Annotated in this window: 22 protein-coding genes; 2 read left to right on the forward strand and 20 right to left on the reverse strand. The window is 41.9% G+C overall.

From position 1 onward, the window contains the following. The first annotated feature begins 29 nt into the window (after positions 1 to 29). Positions 30 to 1067 (forward strand): LacI family DNA-binding transcriptional regulator, encoded by a 1038-nt coding sequence (locus tag ACSSS3_RS02960; protein WP_442846394.1) that lies wholly within the window; start codon positions 30 to 32, stop codon positions 1065 to 1067. Positions 1068 to 1093: 26 nt separating this feature from the next. Here the strand turns inward: ACSSS3_RS02960 and ACSSS3_RS02965 are convergent, their stop codons facing one another. From ACSSS3_RS02965 to ACSSS3_RS03020, 12 genes are all read right to left on the reverse strand, one after another. After that, complete coding sequence (locus ACSSS3_RS02965) at positions 1094 to 2710, reverse strand: UxaA family hydrolase (protein WP_442846395.1); 1617 nt, start codon at positions 2708 to 2710, stop codon at positions 1094 to 1096. Positions 2711 to 2743: 33 nt separating this feature from the next. Then, on the reverse strand, positions 2744 to 4198 hold the full coding sequence (locus tag ACSSS3_RS02970) for a tagaturonate reductase (protein ID WP_442846396.1): 1455 nt from the start codon (positions 4196 to 4198) through the stop codon (positions 2744 to 2746). 22 nt (positions 4199 to 4220) lie between these two features. Next, a complete protein-coding gene (locus ACSSS3_RS02975; protein ID WP_442846397.1) occupies positions 4221 to 5507 on the reverse strand; it encodes a TRAP transporter large permease in 1287 nt (428 codons plus the stop codon). After that, the gene (locus ACSSS3_RS02980) at positions 5504 to 5974 is read right to left on the reverse strand and encodes a TRAP transporter small permease (RefSeq protein ID WP_228229864.1); all 471 of its coding nucleotides are present in this window, start codon (positions 5972 to 5974) and stop codon (positions 5504 to 5506) included. Before ACSSS3_RS02980 ends, ACSSS3_RS02975 begins: the two co-directional genes overlap by 4 nt. Before the next feature lies 1 nt (position 5975). Continuing rightward, positions 5976 to 6962, reverse strand: a complete 987-nt coding sequence (locus tag ACSSS3_RS02985) for a TRAP transporter substrate-binding protein (protein WP_442846398.1) — start codon at positions 6960 to 6962, stop codon at positions 5976 to 5978. Beyond that, positions 6959 to 7630, reverse strand: coding sequence for a bifunctional 4-hydroxy-2-oxoglutarate aldolase/2-dehydro-3-deoxy-phosphogluconate aldolase (locus ACSSS3_RS02990; RefSeq protein WP_442846399.1), 672 nt, complete (start codon positions 7628 to 7630; stop codon positions 6959 to 6961). Before ACSSS3_RS02990 ends, ACSSS3_RS02985 begins: the two co-directional genes overlap by 4 nt. Before the next feature lie 10 nt (positions 7631 to 7640). Continuing rightward, the gene (locus tag ACSSS3_RS02995; RefSeq protein WP_442846400.1) at positions 7641 to 8654 is read right to left on the reverse strand and encodes a sugar kinase; all 1014 of its coding nucleotides are present in this window, start codon (positions 8652 to 8654) and stop codon (positions 7641 to 7643) included. Continuing rightward, a complete protein-coding gene (uxaC, locus tag ACSSS3_RS03000) occupies positions 8654 to 10081 on the reverse strand; it encodes a glucuronate isomerase (protein ID WP_442846401.1) in 1428 nt (475 codons plus the stop codon). The genes ACSSS3_RS02995 and uxaC overlap by 1 nt, the downstream gene beginning before the upstream one ends. 20 nt (positions 10082 to 10101) lie before the next feature. Continuing rightward, a complete protein-coding gene (locus ACSSS3_RS03005) occupies positions 10102 to 10866 on the reverse strand; it encodes an SDR family oxidoreductase (RefSeq protein ID WP_189319429.1) in 765 nt (254 codons plus the stop codon). After that, positions 10863 to 11696, reverse strand: a complete 834-nt coding sequence (gene kduI, locus ACSSS3_RS03010; RefSeq protein WP_442846402.1) for a 5-dehydro-4-deoxy-D-glucuronate isomerase — start codon at positions 11694 to 11696, stop codon at positions 10863 to 10865. Before kduI ends, ACSSS3_RS03005 begins: the two co-directional genes overlap by 4 nt. Positions 11697 to 11849: 153 nt before the next feature. Next, positions 11850 to 12851, reverse strand: coding sequence for a DUF4861 family protein (locus ACSSS3_RS03015; protein WP_442846403.1), 1002 nt, complete (start codon positions 12849 to 12851; stop codon positions 11850 to 11852). 20 nt (positions 12852 to 12871) lie between these two features. Continuing rightward, positions 12872 to 14083: a glycoside hydrolase family 88/105 protein gene (locus ACSSS3_RS03020; protein WP_442846404.1), complete on the reverse strand. Its 1212-nt coding sequence runs from the start codon at positions 14081 to 14083 to the stop codon at positions 12872 to 12874. Between the two features lie 493 nt (positions 14084 to 14576). Between ACSSS3_RS03020 and rhaM the strand changes: the two genes are divergently transcribed. Next, positions 14577 to 14897 carry an L-rhamnose mutarotase gene (gene rhaM, locus ACSSS3_RS03025; protein ID WP_442846405.1) on the forward strand — a complete coding sequence of 107 codons (321 nt, stop codon included), beginning with the start codon at positions 14577 to 14579 and terminating at the stop codon, positions 14895 to 14897. Between the two features lie 19 nt (positions 14898 to 14916). Here the strand turns inward: rhaM and ACSSS3_RS03030 are convergent, their stop codons facing one another. From ACSSS3_RS03030 to ACSSS3_RS03065, 8 genes are all read right to left on the reverse strand, one after another. Continuing rightward, positions 14917 to 15450, reverse strand: a complete 534-nt coding sequence (locus ACSSS3_RS03030) for a hypothetical protein (protein ID WP_228229881.1) — start codon at positions 15448 to 15450, stop codon at positions 14917 to 14919. 43 nt (positions 15451 to 15493) lie between these two features. Next, on the reverse strand, positions 15494 to 16231 hold the full coding sequence (locus ACSSS3_RS03035) for a hypothetical protein (RefSeq protein WP_228229882.1): 738 nt from the start codon (positions 16229 to 16231) through the stop codon (positions 15494 to 15496). A gap of 88 nt (positions 16232 to 16319) precedes the next feature. Further along, positions 16320 to 17204, reverse strand: a complete 885-nt coding sequence (locus ACSSS3_RS03040) for a DUF3078 domain-containing protein (protein ID WP_442846406.1) — start codon at positions 17202 to 17204, stop codon at positions 16320 to 16322. A gap of 131 nt (positions 17205 to 17335) precedes the next feature. Beyond that, positions 17336 to 18514, reverse strand: a complete 1179-nt coding sequence (locus ACSSS3_RS03045) for an AIR synthase related protein (protein ID WP_442846407.1) — start codon at positions 18512 to 18514, stop codon at positions 17336 to 17338. A 178-nt stretch (positions 18515 to 18692) separates the two neighbouring features. Then, the gene (locus tag ACSSS3_RS03050; RefSeq protein WP_442846408.1) at positions 18693 to 20213 is read right to left on the reverse strand and encodes a carboxypeptidase regulatory-like domain-containing protein; all 1521 of its coding nucleotides are present in this window, start codon (positions 20211 to 20213) and stop codon (positions 18693 to 18695) included. A 4-nt stretch (positions 20214 to 20217) separates the two neighbouring features. After that, on the reverse strand, positions 20218 to 21657 hold the full coding sequence (locus ACSSS3_RS03055) for a CsgG/HfaB family protein (RefSeq protein ID WP_442846409.1): 1440 nt from the start codon (positions 21655 to 21657) through the stop codon (positions 20218 to 20220). Positions 21658 to 21664: 7 nt separating this feature from the next. Next, positions 21665 to 22072, reverse strand: a complete 408-nt coding sequence (locus ACSSS3_RS03060; protein WP_442846410.1) for a curli production assembly/transport component CsgF — start codon at positions 22070 to 22072, stop codon at positions 21665 to 21667. Position 22073: 1 nt separating this feature from the next. Beyond that, complete coding sequence (locus ACSSS3_RS03065) at positions 22074 to 22775, reverse strand: CsgE family curli-type amyloid fiber assembly protein (RefSeq protein ID WP_442846411.1); 702 nt, start codon at positions 22773 to 22775, stop codon at positions 22074 to 22076. Between the last annotated feature and the right edge of the window lie 2 nt (positions 22776 to 22777).

Raw genomic sequence — 22777 nt, forward strand, 5'->3', positions numbered from 1 at the left:
ATACCTTTACCCCCTTCATCCTAAATTGTATGCGACAAAAAGAAAAGGTTACCATTTATGATATATCAGAGAAACTGAATATTAGCGCGGCCACCGTTTCCCGGGCATTGAATAATAGCGATCGTGTAAGCTCAAAAACCAAGGAGTTGGTTTTAAAAACGGCTAAAGAGCTGAATTACCAGCAAAATAGCCTTGCAGTAGCGCTAAAGAGTGGACGTACTTTTAACGTAGGCGTGGTAGTACCGTATATTAACCATACTTTTTTTGCATCAGTAATACGCGGTATTGAAGAAGAACTGGAGCCCAAAGGATATCACGTTATCATTTGTCAATCTCATGAAAACTCAGCTAACGAAGCTCGCCAGCTAAAAACGCTTCTCAACACGCATATTGATGGCATATTTATCTCGGTTTCAAAAGAAACTGAGGATATCAAGCATATTTTAGAAGTAAAAGAAGCGGGAGTGCCTCTTATATTTTTTGATCGTAAAAAAGATATCGAAGGTGTAAGTTCGGTAACTATTAATGATTACCAGGGAGCATATGAAGCTACCGAGCATCTTATACAACAGGGTTATACTAAAATTGCCCATCTAGGCGGTGATCGTAAGCTTCAGATTTATAAGTACAGATATGATGGCTATATAGGTGCTTTAAAAGCTAATAACATCCCTATTAATGAAAACCTGATTTTAGAAATAAGCAGCACTGTTGAAGCTGGGATTGATGCTGTTTCGCTCCTTTTGAAACAAGGTCATGATTTTGATTCCTTTTTCTCTGCCAGTGATTATGTTGCTTTAGGAGGTATTCAGGAATTAAAATCCCGGGGTTTTAAAATTCCTGAAGAGTTTGGAGTAGTAGGCTTTAGTAACGAACCTTTCACTAAATACTTAGAATGCCCCCTTACTACAGTGGGGCAGACCCCTGTACTTATGGGACAGATTGCAGCAAAGGTTTTTCTAGAACAGATAGAAAGTAAAAACAGCAGTCTAAAGGTTGATAAACGCGTTGTACTCACCCCTGAACTCTACGTACGGAAAACTTCATTAAAAAAGGGAACCCCTTAGATCCCCTTTGATTTAGCATTAACTGTTTATAACGAAACCCCGCGCTTCCAGGGGATAAAATCATCCTGACCTAAACTATCGGCTTTGGCTTCGACTTCACCACTGGCAACCTGAATTACATATTCCAAAATTTCTTCACCCATTTCTTCGATGGTTTTTTCACCGCGAATTACAGGGCCGCTATCAATATCAATAATATCGGGCATTCTGCGTGCCAGAGTACTGTTTGAAGCCACCTTTAAAACCGGTGCAATGGGATTACCTGTGGGCGTTCCCAATCCGGTTGTAAAGACCACAACATTGGCTCCGGAGCCTACCATTGCCGTGGTGCTTTCCACATCATTGCCGGGAGTACAAAGCAGGTTTAAACCGGGTTTGGTGACGTATTCCCCATAATCCAGTATCGCCTGTATGGGAGAAGTCCCGCCCTTTTTAGCTGCTCCGGCAGATTTCATCGCATCGGTGATGAGACCGTCCTTGATATTACCGGGCGACGGGTTCATATCAAAACCGGAACCGGCATCGATAGCTGACTTTTCGTAATCTTTCATCAATTGCATAAAGCGCTGCGCATCGGCCTCGTTCACACAACGGTTAACCAGCTCCTGCTCTACCCCACACAATTCGGGAAACTCAGACAGGATGGGCGAGCCACCCAAAGCCGCCAGTAAATCTGAAGCATAGCCCAAAGCGGGGTTTGCTGAAATCCCTGAAAATCCATCAGAACCTCCACACTCCAGTCCCATTTTTAACTTTGACAAAGGCGCCGGTTTGCGTTCAATCTGGTTAGCTTTCTTGATTCCTTCAAAGGATTCTTTGATGATTTTAGCCAGCATATGCTCTACCGTACCTTCCTGTTGCTGTTCGTAAATAAGTACCGGTTTTTTCATATCCGGATTTTTTTCGCTCAAAGCCTTTCTAAAAATATCGATCTGCAGGTTTTGACATCCCAGACTCAAAACGGTAGCCCCGGCCACATTGGGATTGTTTACATAACCCGCCAGTAGTTTGGATAAGGAAACCGCATCCTGACGAATTCCTCCGCAACCGCCCTGGTGGGTGATGAATTTGACTTCAATATTTTTAAAGATTGCCTCTTCGGCTTCCGCTTCGGCGATAGCAGTATCCTCAGATACACCGCTTATCAGATTGCGCAACAACTGGCGTTGTTTGCTGGCTTTATGAAACGAAAGTTCCTTTTCAAAAACGTCTTTAAGCAATTCAATATTTCGGTTTTCACAGAATACCAGTGGAAAAAATAACCAGACGTTCTGAGTCCCTACCTGACCGTCTTCCCGGTGATATCCCATAAACGTGCGGTCTTTCCACTTTGTGATATCAGGTGCGTTCCAGGATGTGGTTTCGGTTTTTTGAGAAACGGAACTGGCCTCGTGCTTGACATTTTCGGTAGTTAATAACCCCCCTTTGCCAATAGGGCTTAAAGCCTTGCCCACCAAAACCCCATACATAAAAATAGAATCTCCCGCAGCAAAATCAACCAGAGCCACTTTATGTTTGGCTTTGGAGTCATTTAAAATGTTTACAGACTCGCCTTCAAAATCTACCACATCGCCCTGATACAGATCGACCAGCGCCACGGCTACATTATCTTCGGGCTGTACTTTTATTAATTTACTCTTCATAATCGTTCAGATATCTTTAGACCCTTACTCCGGTTAGGCTTTACTGTATTGTGCTGCAAATTGATTAAATGCGGATTCTACGCCGTGCTCCTCAAGCAACTCAAGTGCCCGTGAAATTTCATCAGTGAGACCTTCGATTTCATTTAAATCCTGATCCCAAAAGGATTGCTCACCTAAAATATTTCGAGCGATTTCCTGATAGTTATTGGTTTTCCAAACCTCCTCAAAAACGGCTACCACAGCAGCATCATCCTGAACGGGAAGTTTTCGGCCCTGCCAATCTCCTCTATAAAAACGAATTAGGCAAGCCAAAGCAAAAGTAAGATGCTCAGGTAATCGATTGTATTTTTCCTGAAAGGCTAATAAACTGGGCAAAACGCGCACCTTAAATTTAGATACGGTATTTAATGCGATACTCGACAATTGGTGCTTGATAAACGGATTGCGGAAGCGGTCAAAAACGGCGTTGGCAAACTCGTTAAGTTCGTCCTCAGACAAATCGAGCGTGGGGTTGATTTCCTGAAAAACGGCATTGCGAACGAAAGTTCCGGTAAACTCATGATCAACTGTTTCTTTTACAGTCTCATTGCCGAACAAAATGGAAAACGGAACCATCGTTGTATGCGCACCATTTAAAATACGCACTTTACGGGTGCGGTACGGCTGCATATCTTTTACAACCAAAACATTCTCATCGATCTGATCAAAAGGAATTTTGGCCTTTAATTTTTCGTCGCCTTCTATAACCCAAAGCAAAAAAGTCTCAGCGGAAACAATCAAATTATCTTTAAACTCCAGCTGACTTTGATAGGCGTCGATATCATCTTTAGGATAGCCGGGCACAATACGGTCAACAAGGGTATTGTGGAAACTGTTTGCGGTCTCTACCCAGGATTTAAAAGCATCTCCCAGCTCCCATAAATCTGCATACTGAAGGATTATTTTCTTTAGGGTATCTGCATTATGGTTGATCAGTTCACACGGAATAATGGTCAATCCCATATCTGAAGCTCCTTCAAAATGATTGAAGCGTTTGTAAAGAAGCGCAGTCACCTTTGCCGGAAAACTGTTGTGTGGCACACCTTCCAACGTGTCGTTTTCATCAAAACTGATTCCGGCTTCGGTCGTATTTGAAATCAAAAACTGAAGCTCTTCCCCGGTTGCCAATGCCAAATATCTGTTGTAATCCTCATAGGGATTTAAAGCTTCCTCAATACACGAAATAGTATGTATTTCTTCGGCTTCGGTACCGTTTTTAATTCCGCGTAAAAACAAATTATACAATCCATCCTGGTCGTTCAGCATGTTGATAAGACCGTTTGGCAAAGGCTGAATCACAGCAACGCCGGCATTAAAATCGGCCTCTTTGTTTAGCTTATCTATAATATAATCAACAAATGCGCGTAGAAAATTTCCCTCACCAAATTGAATAACTTTGATGGGTAATTTCTCATTATAACCGGCATTTGCCCTATTTAAATTTTTCATAGGTTATTTCTAAAAGGGTTAGTTATTCAAATAAAGAGGGTAACCACAAACTAATCGCAGGGATAAAGGTTACCAAAAGTAATACGATGGCCATCACAGCATAAAGCGGAAGCAGGGGCTTCATAATTTTCTGGATGGAAGTTCGCGCCACGCCCACACCTATAAAAAGCACTGCTCCCACGGGGGGTGTACACAGGCCTACGCAGAGATTCATCACCATCATAATCCCAAACTGCACAGGATCTACTCCCATACTGGTCACTACAGGTAAAAAGATTGGGGTAAAAATGAGTACTGCAGGCGTCATATCCATAAAGGTGCCCACAAAGAGCAGCAGGATGTTGATGATGACCAGGATTACAAATTTGTTTTCGCTTAAAGCCAAAAGCGCGGCACTTACATTCTGTGGAATGTTTTCAAAAGACATCACCCACGACATACTCATCGAAGTCGCGATGAGCAACATCACTATGGCGGTGGTTCCTACTGAATTCAGAAATATACTTTTAAGACCGGAAATTTTCAATTCCCGATAGATGAAAGACAATACCAGCGTATACAAAACCGCAATACCCGAAGCTTCGGTTGCTGTAAAAATACCGGTGATGATTCCGCCGATAACCACAACAAGCAAAAGCAAACTGGGCAGCGCATCTAAAAAAGTCTTTAAAATAAGCTTAATACTGCTGCGTTCTCCTGCGGGATAGCCTTTCTTTTTAATCCAAAAGGTCGCTACCAGCATCAACGCCAGTCCCATTAATATCCCGGGAATATAACCGGCCAAAAACAACGAAGCGATAGAAACACCACCACTGGCCAGCGAATACACAATTAAAATATTAGAAGGCGGAATGATCAAACCTGTAGTCGACGAGGTAATATTGATGGCGGCTCCAAACTCTTTCGAATAGTTTTCTTTCTCCATAAAAGGGCCCAGAATCCCCCCGATTGCAGAAGTCGCAGCTACTGCGGAACCGGAAATCGCACCAAAAAGCATAGCTGCAATAACGTTCACATAAATGAGACCGCCGGGAAGTGCTCCCATTAAAGCTTTGGCAAAATTGATGAGCCTGAGTGCAATACCACCCTGATTCATTACCTGCCCTGCGAGCACAAAAAGCGGTATCGCCAGAAGCGAAAAACTATCAAGTCCTGTTGCCATACGCTGCGCGATGGTTGTAAAACTGGCCATAGAATCTATGGAAATCATTATGGTGCACAAACACGAGATCCCAATAGACCATGCCACCGGAACACCAATTGCGAGCAGCAAAAAAAATACCAGAACCAATACTACAATCTCAATCATGACAACAGGTATTTTTTAGGATTAGCCAATTCGATAACTTTATAAACGATGATCAATGCGCCGCTAATGGGCAAGACCATATACACATAGCCTAGCGGAATCGCCAATGCAGCTGAGCTTTGACCCAATTCAAAATTTACATAAACCAGATTGCCACCACCGATGATCATCGCAAAAATGGCAAACAAAATCACAAGGATATTTATGCCGATGCGCAGTTTGATGCGGTTTTTCTCATTGAGTTTAGGCGGAAGAATATTTATAGCCAGGTGATCCTGCTGGCCTGAAGCATAAGCGGCTCCCAAAATGCCAATCCAGATCAATAAATACCTTGCAATTTCTTCGGTAAACGAGCTGGCAGACTGAAGCACATAGCGGGAAAACACCTGCCACAACACAGCGATAACGATTGAGGCCATTAAAAAAACCAAAACCGAACCTAATATTTTATCTAATGTTTTTTTCATCTTAATCGGTAGTTACATTTTGTATTTCTTCGATAAGCCGTTTCATTTCCGGGTTCTGTTTGAACTCTTCATACATAGGTTTTACCAGTTCCCTAAAAGGTTCTTTATCCGGATAGGTTACCTTAACTCCGGCTTTTTGAATTTCAGTGAGTGCTTCCATTTCGGCCTCGTGCCAGATTTTCTTTTCAAATTCGGCAGATTCCATCGCGGCTTCCTTGACCCATTTTTGTTCTTCGGGTGAAAGGTCGTTCCACAGCACGGTGCTTATCAAAAGTTCATCTGGTAACGCAGTATGCTCATCTACCAGAAAGTATTTGCAGACTTCATAATGATGGGACAGGTAAAAACTGGGCAAATTATTTTCGGCTCCATCTACTACGCCCTGTTGCAGGGCTGTATACAATTCTCCCCAGGATATCGGCGTAGGCGAGCCGCCCAGGTACTTCACCATATTGATTGCCGTCTGGCTTTCCATCACCCTAAGTTTGAGACCTTGCAGGTCCTGCGGACCTTCGATAGGCTCTTTGGTATAAAAACTGCGACTTCCGGCATCGTAAAAGGCTAATCCCTTAAGGCGTTGGGGAATACTTGCGTTCAATAATTCTTCGCCTATAGGACCTTCCAGTACTTCAAAGCGGTGCGCTGCATCTCTGAACAAAAACGGAAGACCAAAAACCTTCAGCTGCGGTGCAAAATTTTCAAGTACACCGGTAGAAACCTTAGTCATCCCGAGGCTTCCTATTTGCAACAATTCCAGACATTCACGTTCAGAACCCAATTGCTGACTGGGATAAATGTCAAGGCTCATTTTTCCGCCCGACTTTTCGACCAGACGTTCCCCCATAAACACCATGGCTTTATGTACGGGGTGCGAAACATCAAGCCCGTGTGCCAGTTTAATCACGCGTTTATTAGAACTTTCCGCACAACCAGAAAACAGTACTACTGATCCAAAAACAAATACGATAAAGAAGCGCCAAAGTCTCATGAGCGCAGATTTTTTACAAGGTTCAGGGCATTTTTGATGGTTTCGGTAATCGCAGGATAATCGTACTGCCCTTCCCTGTTTTTCACAAAAAGCTTAGAACCAATACCCACACAAAGCACTCCGGCATCAAACCAGGTTTTCAGATTTTCTTCGGTAGGGCTCACGCCGCCGGTGGGCATAATGCTCGCCCAGGGCAACGGACCTTTTACCGCTTTGACAAAAGCAGGACCTCCTACCTGTGCTCCCGGAAAGATTTTGACCACCTCAGCACCCAGCTCGAGCGCATAAGCGATTTCGGTAACCGAACCACAACCCGGCATCCACCCCACTTTGCGGCGGTTGCATACTTTGGCCATTTCTTCGCTAACAATTGGGGAAACGATAAAGTCAGCTCCCAACTGCAGGTATAAGGCCGCAGTGCCGGCATCAAGTACCGAACCTACGCCCATAATCATCCCGTCAAGTTCTGCTTTAGCATACTTATTCAGGTCGCTAAAGACCTCGTGGGCATAATCCCCACGGTTTGTAAACTCGAAGCTGCGCAGGCCGCCGTCGTAGCAGGCTTTTAAAACCTGTTTGCAAACCTCAATATCTTTGTGGTAAAAAACGGGAACGATGCCATTTTCGCGCATCTGTAAAACCGTTTCTATACGTGTGTATGTTGCCATTTGTGTGTTTTTATCGTTTTATGCGTCCGCCGGTATTGCCCTGCATGACTTCGGTGATTTCTGCAACCGAAACCAGATTAACGTCTCCCAAAATCGTATGCTTAAGAGCGCAGGCGGCGTTTGCAAATTCTAAAGCCGTGGCTGCATCAAAATGTCGCAGGCCATAAATGAGTCCGGCAGCGTAGGCGTCACCGGTACCAATGCGGTCTACAACCTGTGTGATTTCCAGTTCAGGAGTTTCAAGGTACTCACCAGCTACCCAGGCGCGACCGTAAATTTTTTGCCAGCTGGCGCTTACTCCGGTTCTGATTTTATCAAAAACCTGCCTAATGGTCGGACATTGTTGCATCAGTTCTTTGGAGGCTGCTACAAAACCTTCCTGATCCTGACTGAATGAAGTCCCCAGAATCTCGTTGATTTCATTTACTCCACCAATAAAAATAGTCGAAAGGCTCACCAGTTCTTTAAGCACTTCCTGCCCGTTACGCCCGTACTGCCATAAATTGCTGCGGTAGGCCGGGTCTGCGGTGATGTGTAATCCCTTTGCTTGCGCGGAAACTAAAGCCGCCTTGAGTGCCTTATACGCGTTTTCAGATATTGCGGGCGAAATTCCGGTCCAGTGAAAAAAACCGACGTCTTCAAATTCGGCATCCCAATCTATTTGGTCTGCCTGAATATTTGCAAATGAACCGTGCAGGCGGTTGTAAGCGATCTGGCTACTGCGCATGGCAGAACCCACTTCTAAAACATACTGCCCGATGGGATGATTTACTTTTTGTACCGAAGAAACATCAAGCCCGTACTGACGCATACTCGCCAGAGCGGCCTCTCCTACCAGGTCATTAGATACTGCGGTAATGTGCTTTACCGGTTCACCCAGATAAGCAAGCGAAGCTCCTACATTCATTTCGGTTCCTCCAAAGAAAAAATCGAGGGATTTGGCCTGCATCAGTTTACGGTTTTCGGCGGGCGAAAGGCGTAGCAGAACTTCACCAAAGGTGATTATTTTTTTTTGCTCACTCATTAAAAATCGAAATAGGCTTTCGCATTATTGTAACTGATATCTGCAATGATTTTGCCCACAAGATCCATATCCTGAGGCAACTCGCCGGAAGCCATCTCGCGACCAAACAAATTGCATAATACTCTTCTAAAATACTCATGACGGGGGAATGAAAGAAAGCTTCGGCTGTCTGTCAACATACCTACAAAACAACTTACAAGTCCCATATTGGAAAGGGCATTAAGTTGCTTTTCCATGCCGTCCTTCTGGTCTAAAAACCACCAGCCGGAACCCCATTGCACTTTACCTTTGATGCTTCCGTCATTAAAATTACCAATCATCGTGGCAAATACTTCATTATCTGCGGGATTGAGGTTGTAGAGTATGGTTTTGGTGAGTTTATTGGTACTATCCAGACGATTTAAAAAAGCCGATAAAGCTTCCGCCTGAGCATAATCGCCGATAGAATCCCAACCGGTATCGGGGCCTAATTGTGCCAGCATACGTTTGTTGTTGTTTCGCAAAGCCCCTAAATGAAACTGCTGTACCCAGCCTTTCTCGTGGTAGCTTTCGCCCAGAAACACCAAAATTGCGGTTTTAAACTGCTCTGCCTCCAGGTGGGAAAGCGCTGCGCCATCGCGACGCTTCGCGAAAATCTGACGGACTTCCTTATCGGTTGCAGGAGCCCAGGAGAGATTATTCAAACCGTGATCACACAATCTACATCCATTTTTATGAAAGAAATCAATGCGCTGCTGCAAGGCTTCTTTTAAGCTCTCATAATCTGTAATTGCCACGCCTGATACTTCGGCCAGCCGATCGAGATAGTCGTTGTAATTTTCGGCATCTATGAGGATGGCTTTATCCGGGCGAAAAGCAGTACTCATCGTAAGTCCTGCCTTTGAACCGTCGTATGCACGGTGGTGATCAAGCGTGTCTAGCGGATCTTCGGTAGTGCAAACGGTTTCAACATTCATCTTTTTGAGGAGACCGCGACATGAGTTTTCGGGCAACTGCAACTGGCGGTTGATCTCTTTGTAGATCTCAGGTGCAGATTGCTCGTTTAGCAATTCGTCTACATCAAAATAGCGCTTGAGTTCGAGATGCGTCCAATGAAACAATGGATTGCGTAACGTAAACGGAACAGTTTTAGCCCAGGCTAAAAACTTCTCCTCGTCAGAGGCTTCCCCGGTGATGTATGCCTCGTCAATACCCAGAGCACGCATCGCACGCCATTTGTAATGATCGCCGTATAACCACACCTGTGAAATGGTTTCAAACTGCCGGTCTGCTACAATTTCTGCAGGCGGCAGGTGGTTATGATAGTCTATGATAGGTTGCGGCGCTGCATAGTTGAAGTACAACTCTTCGGCAAAGCGATTTTGTAAAAGGAACTCTTTAGTAATAAAACTACTGCCTACCTTTTTAATATTTTCTTCTGTTAGCATACGTATTTTTCGATTGGTTCTTATCTGCCCATCCAGCCGCCATCTACAGTCATAACGGTACCGGTCATATAATTGCTTGCGGGCGAGGCTAAAAATACCACAGGACCTTTAAAATCTTCCGGTTCACCCCATCTGCCTGCCGGAATACGGCCCAGAATAGACGAACTGCGCTCGGGATCGTCACGTAAGGCTTCGGTATTATCTGTGGCGATATAACCCGGCGCGATAGCATTAACCTGCACACCTTTACCGGCCCACTCGTTAGAAAGCGCCATGGTTAACTGCCCAATGGCACCTTTAGATGCTGCGTAGCCGGGAACGGTGATTCCGCCCTGAAAGGTAAGCAATGATGCCGTAAATATGATTTTACCGCTGCCTCTTTTTATCATTTCTTTACCCAACTCCCTGCTGAGGATAAACTGTGCGTTTTGATTGACTTCGATCACTTTATCCCAATACGCGTCGCTGTGCTCTGCGGCGGGCGCTCTTAAAATGGTACCGGCATTGTTGACCAGAATATCTATGGTTGGATTCTCTGCTTTAACCTTCTCAATAAATTTGTAAAGGGCTTTACGGTCTGAAAAATCACATTGATAGGCACTGAATTTCTTTCCTGTTGCTGTAACTGCTTTTTCGATATCTGAGCCCGAAATTTCTAAGGAGGCCGAAACCCCGATAATATCTGCTCCCGCTTCGGCAAGTGCTTCGGCCATAGCGAAACCTATACCCCGTTTACAGCCGGTTACCAATGCTGTTTTACCTTCTAAACTGAATAAACTCATTATTTTAAATCTTCAGGTGAGACGCCGTCCATATCGCCATAATCCATGTTTTCGCCTGCCATTCCCCAAATAAAGGTATAGTTTGAAGTCCCGGCACCGGAGTGTATAGACCACTCGGGTGAAATAACCGCCTGATGATTTTTCATAAAAATATGTCGAGTTTCATCGGGCTGACCCATAAAATGACTGATGGTCTGGCCTTCTTCCAGATCGAAGTAGAAATAGACTTCCATTCTGCGGGTGTGGGTATGCGCCGGCATGGTGTTCCATACATTACCTGCTACCAGCTCGGTCATTCCCATTTGCAACTGGCAGGTATCAACCACGCTGTTGACTAAAAGTTTGTTGATCACCCGCTTGTTTGAATATTTGGTGTCGCCAAGCTCTACGATCTCGGCTTCTTTTTTCGTTACTTTTTTGGTAGGATACGCGTGATGTGCAGGAGCCGAATTTATGTAAAAATAGGGTTGCTCTTCTGTGGCTTCAAAAATCACTTCCTTTACGCCTTTACCTACATATAGAGCTTCTTTGTTGCCCAGTTCGTAGACTTTGCCGTCAACGGTGACCTTTCCTTTTCCACCTACATTGATGACCCCAAGTTCTCTGCGATCCAGAAAATGTTGAGCCTTAAGATCATCTATTGGCTCCAGTTTTAAGGCTTTGTTTACCGGAAACGCACCTCCCGCGATATAGCGATCGTACATAGTATAGGTAAGGTTGATTTCATCTTTTACAAAAATGGAAGGGATTAAGAAATGCTCACGAAGCTCCTGAGTGGTATAACGTTTTACATCTTCCGGATGGTGGGCGTATCTAAATTCTGATTTTGTCATGGTGTGTTTTTTAAAAGATTTGATTCTTATCAAATTTACAAATCTCAATTTTAAATGTAAAATTTACATTTTAAAAGTCTTTACGTTTAGCGTTTTGATATTCAAATATAACCAGGGCTTTACCGAAGCTTATCCTGCACTGTACGGTATATCTTATTCCAGGGTTCCTTCAGAATCCAGTGTGGCCAGCTTAGCTGTAAGATCTGCCTTAAAGGCTTCTTCAGATTTGATTCCTTCCTTTTCCTGCTCCCAGGCACTTAAGATGTAGTACGTCTGTGTTTCCGTAGAAGGATTAAAAACCACCAAATGATCGTGTGGACCTTCGGTAGTAGCAGCCTGAGCGGTTTTGTAAAAAATCGCCATCCCGAGCTGGTCGTTTTCACCGGCAAGGGTTTGCTTGCCGTAGGTGGCTATATAGGCCCAGTCTCCACTTTCGCTGGTGGCCTGCATTAATGGAATATCTTCAAACTTAACGATGCCGGTGGCAAGACCCTCAAATTCAACACCGGGAGTAAGCTCTGCCTTTAAGAAACGGTCTTCCGGAAAAATACTGATGGTTGATTTTAGATCGGTAATCACATCTCCGGTCTTCCATCCTTTATAATCTATCGTAACACTTGATTTTGAATCTGAATTATCCACTTTTACCAGCGTTTTTTCGACCTCATCAAAATGCGCGATGGTATCTGCCGTAAACCTGCCGTAGCCACCAATGCCCATTGATTTTCCGGCTTTTAAAATATCCTGCCCCCAGGGTGCATTGTTGTGGTAGGAGTCAAAACCATCCTGCCCCACGTAAGGTAAAACCAGCGTATCTACTTTTTTTCCGAAAATATCAATCGCGTTTCTCCAGTCTAAATACAAGCGATAAGCGATTTGCTTGTTTTCCCAACCCGGACCTTCGTAGCGAATAAACCAGGAATGATCTGTGTGTTCTTCAGGAAGGTCTAGTTTATCCACATTTACAAATTTACCGCCCTGATATTCGCGGGATTCAGAACTCCAGTTCCCACCTTCTTTAATTGAAATTTCGGCGTAGGTGGAGGGTTTAGATTCCTCTACCACAGCATCTTCAACAGGTTTTTCTTCTTGTTTTTCTTTACACGCAAAAAGTGCGGTAAGTGCAAAAGCACTAAAAATCATTTTCGATTTCATAATACTACTTGGTTGTTTTTTTAGCGTCCTAACTGAATAGCAGCCATAATGAAGGGGCCCGTTCCCTTAGGATCATTATCTTGTTTACGTTCATTTATGTAGTATTCATAAGAGCCATCTCGATAAGGATCTCCACCTAAGCCGGCAACAGCGCAAACCTGAGTAAGGGTAATTGTACCATCCTCGTTGCGCACTATGAGTTCATTTGTCAATCCATCAAAAGCCTTATTAGCTACGTCTTTAAATTTAGTGTCAAGATAACCTTTATTAGCCCCTTTAGCAAAGGCATATGCAAACATAGAACTCCCTGAAGCCTCCAGATAGTTACCTTCCTTCTCTCCCATATTGGTTACCTGATACCAAAGTCCGCTCTCATCCTGAAACGGAACAAGGGCTTCTGCCAGTTGCTGTAAGTAATCAATTAATTCTAACCGTTTGGGGTGATCTTCCGGAAAATAATCTAGAACATCTACGAGTGCCATCGCGTACCAGCCTAAAGATCTGGACCAAAAATTAGGAGAAACCCCAGTTTCTGGATTTGCCCATCTCTGCTCTTTGCTTTCGTCCCAGCCGTGGTATAATAGTTTGGTTTCGGGATCTACAGCATATTTCTGAATAAGCTGAAACTGTTTAGCTACATCATCCAGGTTTTTGCCTTCTTCAAATGCGGTCGTATATTCTGCGTAAAAAGGAGCTCCCATGTACAAACCGTCTAACCACATCTGACTGGGATAGCGCTTTTTATGCCAAAACCCACCTTCAGTAGTACGCGGATGATCTTCCAATTGCGATTTTAAAAGTTGTGCTGCTTTCAGATATTTTTCATTTTTGGTTGAATCATAAATAGCAAACAATAACTTACCTGCATTGATCATGTCAATGTTGTAATCAGCTAGTTTATAGGTTTCTATTGAACCGTCCTCATTTATAAGATCGTCTGCATATTCAACCACGTACTTAAGATAGGTTGTATCGTTTGTTGTATCGTGTATATCAAGAAATGCCTTGAGTACCAAACCGTGCACGTAATCCCACTTTTGGGTATCCCGACCGTCAATCTGATAGGCTTTGGGATTTCGCTCCATAATAGATTGTGCCATTTGAACAGACCATTTTTCATCTGCAAGGCTTTTCACGACCGGAGGCTGGTTGGGTTTATGAGCTGTATTTTCTTTACAAGAAGCTAGAACAAAAAGAAATACAGAAAAGATGTAGAATAATTTATTCAGCATATTTTAATATTTTTCGAAAACGATTTCTAAAAGGCAAATAACTTTTATGCAATCGATTACACAAAACTAATATTATGTTTACAACTTCCAAATTATTTTTGAGTTATTATTTTTTTAGGAGTTAATCGAAGAGCCACTTATTGGGAATCAAAATTTTAAATCCCGTATTAACTCAAAAATGTTAAACTGGTTTTCTTTCGGGTAAATTTTAAATGAACAGGTCAGAGCAGGACACTTAACTTTCATTTAACATATAAATTTGATTTCGAATATGCTTCCTAGATGTTTACGTCACATTTAAATATTAAGTATTAATTAAATTATAGGTAAAACTAATTAGCTGAACTTTCCTCATAAATCCTTTTTTTAATTCTTCTCGCAATAGTTTTCACAAAGCGAAAAAACAAAGGTTCGATCAACTCCTGTCACTACTTAAAAGGGAATTTAGCAGGGATTACTTACGAGTTAATAAAGAACATTAGAATAGTAAATTATGATCACACACGCCTTTACCATGCAACTTAAACCGGGTTTTGCGGAAGAATACAAGCTCAGGCACGATGCCATCTGGCCCGAATTACAGGAGCTGCTTGCAGAATCAGGTATCGAAGAGTATTACATCTACCTTCATGAGCAAACGGGTACTTTATTTGCATTTCAGAAATTGATGGCCGGTCACACCACTGCATCCTTACCCGAACATCCTGTGGTTAAGAAATGGTGGAATTATATGGCTGACATCATGAATACCCACCCGGATCATTCTCCGGTTGAGAACAGGCTGAAGGAAGTTTTCAGGCTTGATACGAAATGATCTAAGTAAAAAGGACTATTTACTTGCTTTTACCCTCCCCTTTAAAGTTCTGCGAACTGTTTTTAAACAGCACATTAAAGGTGGTCAAACTCCCGTAAATACGGGTTATGTATTGCTGAAGGTCTATTTTCTCCTGGTCGTCAAGATTGGCGCTGGAATTGATTTTCTGCTCCATTACCCGAATGCGATCCCGTACCATAACTATTTTATGGAAAAACGTATCAATAGGTATTTCTTTTTGGGAAAGACTAGAATCTGCCGGACTCAGAATAAGTGTGCCGCCTTTATATTTGTCGGCAATAGGAACAATCTCAGAAATATCTGAATATTGCTTGAGCATCTCTCTCAGGGTGCGTTCTACTTCATAAAAACTAATCGTGTCTACCTCATCCTCAACGGCTTCAATCACCTCAAAATCTGCATCTAAATCTAGTGTTTCAAGACCATTCTCGATAAAGGTGACCCAGTAATGCTTTGAAGTAACATTGGTGACTACTCCGTCACCATAATCAGCGTGCTTAATGCGCGAACCAATGCCTAATAAATTTTTCATTCTAATTTCTAAAAGGTATTTAACGTGGGTTTAGATAAACGGCTCAAAGCTTTTTATCAATCATTTCATATTGATAATATTCCTCTTTTACACTTTCGTAATTAAGGCCATATTTTACAATTAGTGCTGTAGCACTTATAAAGAAAAATCTGTCAAAGAAATAAAAAACATCAAATTCAAAATAATATGCAAACAAGGCCGCAATATCTGAGAAGATAAAGCCAAAGGCGAAAAATATATACATTAGCGACCTGTTGCTGTTGTATTTATTGTTATAAGATATAGCCTGAACGCCTAGTACCATCATAGCAGCACCGTAAATATAGAAGAGTATGGGCTCGAGACTATCGTGAAAGGTGTAGGTAACCATTTGCATATTCATGATTATATACAACACATAAGTATTTGCCGCTACCAGAAGACCGGTTACCAAAACAACCCCGGGATTAAATTTTATCTGAGAAACCTTTGGAAGCCTTTCCAGAACTATCGTTAAATAAAACAATGTTCCAAAAATGAGATAAAACTTGTAACCCCATCCTTGTTCGTAGAATTGAAAGAAAATATCCCGAATAAGTAATACCAGTAGTGCTGTAATTGTCCAGATATTGAGAATTTTTTTCGCTACAACATAATACAGCAAAAACGAAAAAATGCTAACAAGTCGAATTAACCTACTCGTCTCCAGATCATAAAAAGCAATAACTCCAAGATTTAAGAGTAAAACAACGGCAAGAAATGCCGGAAAAAATAACTCAACTTTAGATTTGTTAGCCTGCATTAAAGTGTTTAATTAATTATGATGGGGGTACATTTATTAAATACTTACGCAAAAAGTACAAAAAGAGTTTTAAAATTCAATCACTTTTTTAAAAATCAACAATAACACCTATTCCTAGTTGCTGTTTCCACTGTACACGTGCACCCATGACCATTTCGTCACCATCAACATTAGTCTCGGTAATTTTAATGTCATTGTCATAGCGTAAGTGTGAACCCAATTTAGCGAGAACAAAACTGTTTACCTTGAAGTTTAAATTAAGTTCCCAATCTACGTCAATGTTTCCAAAGCTATTGAGATAATCAGTGTAAAGATTTATTGAGTTTGTGAAGTTAATATTTTCCATCAGCCGTGCTTTCCAGATGCTTTGCAGTAAAATACCCAGTTCACTATTAAAATTTTCTCCTTCCTTAATAATATTACCGTCGGCATCACGCACAGCAGGTTCAACACCAAACGAACCGGTATTGGCCAATACCTGGTCTAAAACGATGGTAGACTTATACGTAAGAGGGGAAGCATAAACCGAAAGATTGTCTATACGCTTACCATATTCACTCCCTATCCCCAAAAATACATAGCCCGGAGCCATGAACTGAGAGATGGGTGTTTTATTATCAGGATATTTATACCCGTTAGTAAATTGAGAAGCAAATCTAAATTTTGCCGAGTAATACCAATTAGAAATCGTATCGCGGCGGTATCCAAAATCTGAAGTTACCTCCAGCTGATCATCGGTTTTTCTGATTTCCCGCCCTTCCTGACTGTTAATACCGTAACGCCCTACAAATCTATTGCGCCACTTGTTTTGTGCATCGGCGTAATTACGCTCGATCTTTACTTCTGCGAGACCGGAAAAAGAATTGGTACCACCGGAGTTCCAGTTCACAAAAGCAACCTCGCTAAGATCTACTCCTGCCTGATTTTTTTTGACCCAATTGGTCTCTTCCTTTTCAATGAAACGATCCTTCAACTGCTTAACCACGCTTTTTTTTACGGGTAATGGGAAGGTTATGTGCTGCGCATAATTTGCGCCGGAAAGAACAAAAAAACAAAGAACTAAACAAAAAGATAACTGCTTCAAAATAGGCGTATTATAAGATTCTAATATGTAAACGTTCCAAAGGTACTTTTAATTGTTAAACGCTTCTCTTCAGACGCCTCTACCCGGCCAATTATTTGTGCAGGTATGTTAAATGATTCTGAAATTCTAATTATTTGATCTGCAAGTTTGGGATCTACGTAGAGTTCCATACGATGCCCCATATTAAACACCTGATACATTTCGCGCCAATCTGTATTACTTTCTTCCTGAATAAGTTTGAAAAGGGGTGGCAACTCAAACATATTATCTTTCACAATATGAAGATTATCAACAAAATGTAAAATTTTAGTTTGTGCTCCTCCGCTACAGTGAATCATTCCGTGCAGCATGCTTCGGTCAACATCCTGAAGAATTTTTTTAATCACCGGCGCATAGGTGCGTGTAGGCGATAAAACCAACTTCCCGGCATCTAAAGGGCTATTCTCAACTGCATCGGTGAGCGTCTTCGAACCGCTGTACACCAGATCATCAGGCACTGAAGCATCAAAACTTTCGGGGTAGTTTTTAGCCAGATATTTACTAAAAACATCGTGACGTGCAGAGGTAAGACCGTTGCTTCCCATACCTCCATTATATTGGGTCTCATAACTGGCCTGCCCGTAGCTTGCAAGGCCTACGATAAGGTCACCCGACTTTATTTTTGCATTGTCAATAACATCTTTCTTTTTCATTCGGGCTGTTACCGTAGAGTCTACGATTATGGTACGCACCAGATCTCCCACATCTGCGGTCTCACCTCCGGTACTTTTTATCGTAACTCCGTGTTTTGCGAGATCAGCTATGAGCTCTTCGGTACCATTAATTATCGCCGAAATGACTTCGCCGGTAATGAGGTTTTTATTTCTTCCTATTGTAGATGAAAGCAGGATATTATCGGTAGCTCCCACGCATAGCAGGTCATCTACATTCATAATCAAAGCATCCTGAGCAATACCTTTCCAGACTGAAAGATCACCGGTTTCTTTCCAGTACATATAAGCAAGCGAAGATTTTGTACCGGCTCCGTCAGCGTGCATAACGAGACAATGCTCGTCACTGCCGGTTAAATAATCGGGTACTATTTTACAAAATGCCTTGGGGAATAAACCTTTATCAACGTTTTTTATGGCTTTATGAACTTCTTCTTTACCGGCAGATACACCCCTCTGGGCATAGCGTTTTGAAATCTCTTCACTCATTTTTTGTGGCTATTTTGCAAAAGTAAGAAGTAAACTACCTCGGGGCAAGCCTTCAAGGAAATGGTTAGAAACAAAATTTCAAATTCACAACAAGCCTCAGGACATTTCACCCTACGGCGGCGCCAATAAAAACGTCCTGAAATTTCAGGACGTTTTTAAAATGTATTGCAAACTGGTATTACTCCCAGTCTGGCATAGATGCGTTTGTGAATAAAAGGTCATCACTCGCGAAATTTACAAGTGGAGATATAAAAACCCGCGGTTCTGAATTTAAATTACTCGGTTTTCGGGTAAAGAGTATCTCTCCTTCAGAAGGCGACCAGGCAGGCTGAATATCGTTAGACCCCGCGATCGCGCCATTATCAAAAAGAACCTCTGAATGAGTATTGAGATCATATATGTAAATCCGGTTACTAAATTGTCTATATTGACTATTTTCAGAACCTGACACATCTTTAGAGTAGACCAATTTATTTCCGTTGGCATTCAAGTCAATACCGACAACCGCGCCCGGATTATTTTCAAAAATCACATCTTCTTCTGTCGCAGATGACAAGCGAACAGTATAAACACGCACATTATAACCATCACTGTCATTAGTCTTTACAGCAATTAAATTATCATCTAAAGCAGCAGAACTTACTTCTGAAATAAAACTCCCGTCCGGAGTTTGATAAATCACGGTCAGACCACCACCATCAGGATTGATGCTGTATAACTTATCAAAACTAGGATAGTAAATTTTACCACCATTTTGCGCCCAGGTATAATTTAATTCTGTAATTCTAAAACCATTAAGAGGTACCGCATTCGTGACTTGTCTAACTCCGGTCCCATCAAGATTCATCGTATGAATTTGAGTAGCCCCATTAACTGTTCGTAAAAAGGCAATTTTAGAGGTTTCTATATTTCGATGGGGCCTAAAACTATTGAATGACTCTGATGTTAATTGAAACTCGTTAAAGTTTACCTCATCCTGCTCTGAACTATTGTCATTGTCAGCCCCTGAAAAAATAACACTGTTGCCATTAACCGGCCTAACATATAAGAATTCATTTTGAGGAGTATTATTAGTCCTGAACTGACTGATACTGCTCTTGACAGCAGCATTTTGCCCATCTGAAGCTGCTACCTGCCAAAAATAATTAGTTCCTAATCTTAAATTACTTATTGTCGCAGTGGTATCTAACAGAATTTCTACACTCTGAATTTCACCGGTTGAACCGTTTCTCAGCTCTAGAGTATAGCTAACCTCATCAGCATCATTCTTAGAAGAAGACCAAATAAATTCTACTGACGGATCAAGATCAGAGGCTCCATCTTCAGGCGTAAGTAATTGAGGTACTAATGGGCCAATGTTACTGGTGTTACCTTCGTTTAATTCGAAAACCACGGTGCTGGTTTCCTCATTTAATATGGTAACAGCCTCAAACGCGTCTACATAGCCATCAAGTTCTGCCTGAACTGAATATTCTCCGGTTTTAATCGTCTCAATATTGAATTTTCCTTCTGCATCAGTAAAAACGGTACTTGAGGCCGGGTTTGTTACGATCTTTACATTGCTCAATGGATCATTGGTATCCTTTTCAACCACAGTACCTGTAAGGGATCCAATACCATTTTCTTCAATCGTATCTTCACTACATCCCAAGAAGAAGATGCTTAGACCCACGAAAAAATATATAAATTTTGTTTTCATACTCTTATTGTTTGGGGGTATTTACTGCAGGAGTTTGCTGGTCATCAGTCTTTTTTGATGATGAAAAATTAAAATAATACTTCAACCCAACGCCAAAATTGAAATAATAATCATCGCGCTTTCCATTTATTAAATTATCGAGTTTATCGGTAAAGGTTATATCATGTTCAGCCCAGAGCCTTAAACCTACCCGTGGAGACAAAGCATATTCTAATCCTGCCCCATATTGCACTTTTGCATCGGTTTGATTTCCGTCAAGTCCTAAGGACTCCTGATTATCAGCAAAACCCATTATGATTCCACCTCCTGCATATACAAAAGGAGAAAGCTTGTCATTACGCAATAGTCTGAATTCCGCATTGAGGTCAACACTCGCAAAAGATTCATCAAATGTGTTACCGGTTTTCATATTCATGTAAGCTCCGTTGAGGTTGAGACTCACGACTTCTCCCAGAGCCATACTGTAGCCCAGGCGTGCCATCCCGCCTACACGTTTGGCTGTATAATCAGCATCCAACAAACTAACCCCGGCGTCAAAACTGAGGGCATTTTTAAATTTTTGCTGAAAAAATATTCGGTTATACAGACCTGTAGACTCTGCAACAGCTTTCTCTTCCTTATAGGCCTCAACAACATCCTGATTAACGGTATTTCCTCCCTTTGCAGACCAAAATCCATCCTCAATACCTTCAATAATCAAATCATGAACCGCTTTCTCTACGGCATCTTTGACTGCCAGCTGTACCGGTTCATTTCGGGTAATTCCCATTTCAGTCTCCAGCAAACGCTGAAACTTTACAAAACGAAATAAACTACCGTCAAGTGCCTGCGACAAAATGGTTTTTGACACATACACCGTTTTTAAAATCTCCCCGTTGCTGGTTGAAACCATTCTGAGGTAAACGGTTATTCGATCCTGACGGTATTTTGCAGAACCTCCAAGTCCAAAATAGCGTGCACCTATACCTCCGGTTAAAATATTCGTGTCATAGGAAACAATTCCGCCCTCTAAGATAATACCGGCATATTTCAGCGGAGGCAATGGTGGCTCGTTTGGATTCAGGTTTTTGATATACTCCTGCTTGGTATTGCGTATGATGTTACGCTCGGTAGATAAATTACTCAGATTTTCCCGCTCGATGGGGATAAACCACCCACTATCTTCCAGAGCTTTTAAGAGAATCGCGGTAGAACCCTGGGTAACAGCTGTACTAAATGTACTTCCATTTTCAACTGCCTTATATTGCCCCGTCTGATCTGAAAAATTGTAAACCGCTACTTCTACCGGATCTTGAGCAGGAGGAAGATTTAGCAAATTTTGCGTGGAGCGCGATTGTTCTCCAAGACGTGCAGGAGTTTGATCAAAAGGTTGATTGAAATAGGCACCACATGAATGCAGGGCTAGTGCAACCAATACTGTTGCAAAAACTTTGTAAAACTTCATAGATTAATTATTGATTGGGGACAATTACCTGAGTTTGCTCTCCGGTTGAAGTATCTAAAATATTAATCACCAAACCCTCATCGCTTTCAAAAACTTCTACGGCAAGAGTACCATAAGTAAAAGTACCTTCCTGATCAAAATTTCCGATACCTTCTATTTGTTGCTGCAGAAGGCGACGTGAAATTTGACTTAGAACCTGACGGTTTAAATTGTCACCAAACTGTTCTAATTCTGAACGCTGCTCTGCAGCACTGCGTGGTGCAGTTAGTTTGTTTTGTGCAGTCGCTGAACTCAACAACCAGTTATAGTTAAAAGTATCTCCTCCAAAAGCAGGGTTAAGGGGTTGATAGGTGAATTGCTGAGAATAAACACAGGTTGATACAAGGAGCCCAACTAAAAGTAGTATTCTATTCATATTAGTAATGTATAAATTCATTTTTACGCTGTTCTAACTGTTGCAAATAAGCAATAGACCTGCTTAGAGCTATTGATGCATTTTTCTTAAGAATATCTTTTCGGGGTTGGGCAAAAAATTGCCAGACCAATTGATCTGCAACTTTTACGGAGACCCTTGTGAATCTTCCCCTGCCAGGCACTTCTTCAATAAGAATGTTATACGGAGTTTTAACTTGCTTATTAAAATACTCGTTGTAGTAAAAGCGATAGAAGTCCTTTCCCGCTTTTGTAATGGTATTTTCTATCACCAGGCCGTCTAATACAAAACCATCCTGAGGTTTTGCCTGATCTTGAGATACCACTTCATTTTCTATAGTATTTTGAAAGTCTGATAAATCAGTCTGACCACCCTGTAAAAGCTCTATTCGATCCTGGCCAATAGGTTTATCATCAAGGTCATAGATAAGTAAGACAATGACTATTTTTTGAGTCACATTATAATTAATAGTAACTGAAGGAAGTAGCATTCGTTGTCTGGCCTCTATGAAAACCCGGTCTGTTTTGTTTCCTTTTATAATCTCTCCATCCGGTTCGGTTTGAAAAACCATCAGATCGTAGCGTATGTTTAAATCGGTATCGGTTAAATTTTCGGCTGTGCCAATAAAATTGTAGAATTCGCTGTTTCGCTCCAGAAGGATTTTTGCCTTCACCTCCCTATTCATAA

Source organism: Leeuwenhoekiella sp. H156 (assembly GCF_052218455.1).
Lineage (GTDB): Bacteria > Bacteroidota > Bacteroidia > Flavobacteriales > Flavobacteriaceae > Leeuwenhoekiella > Leeuwenhoekiella parthenopeia.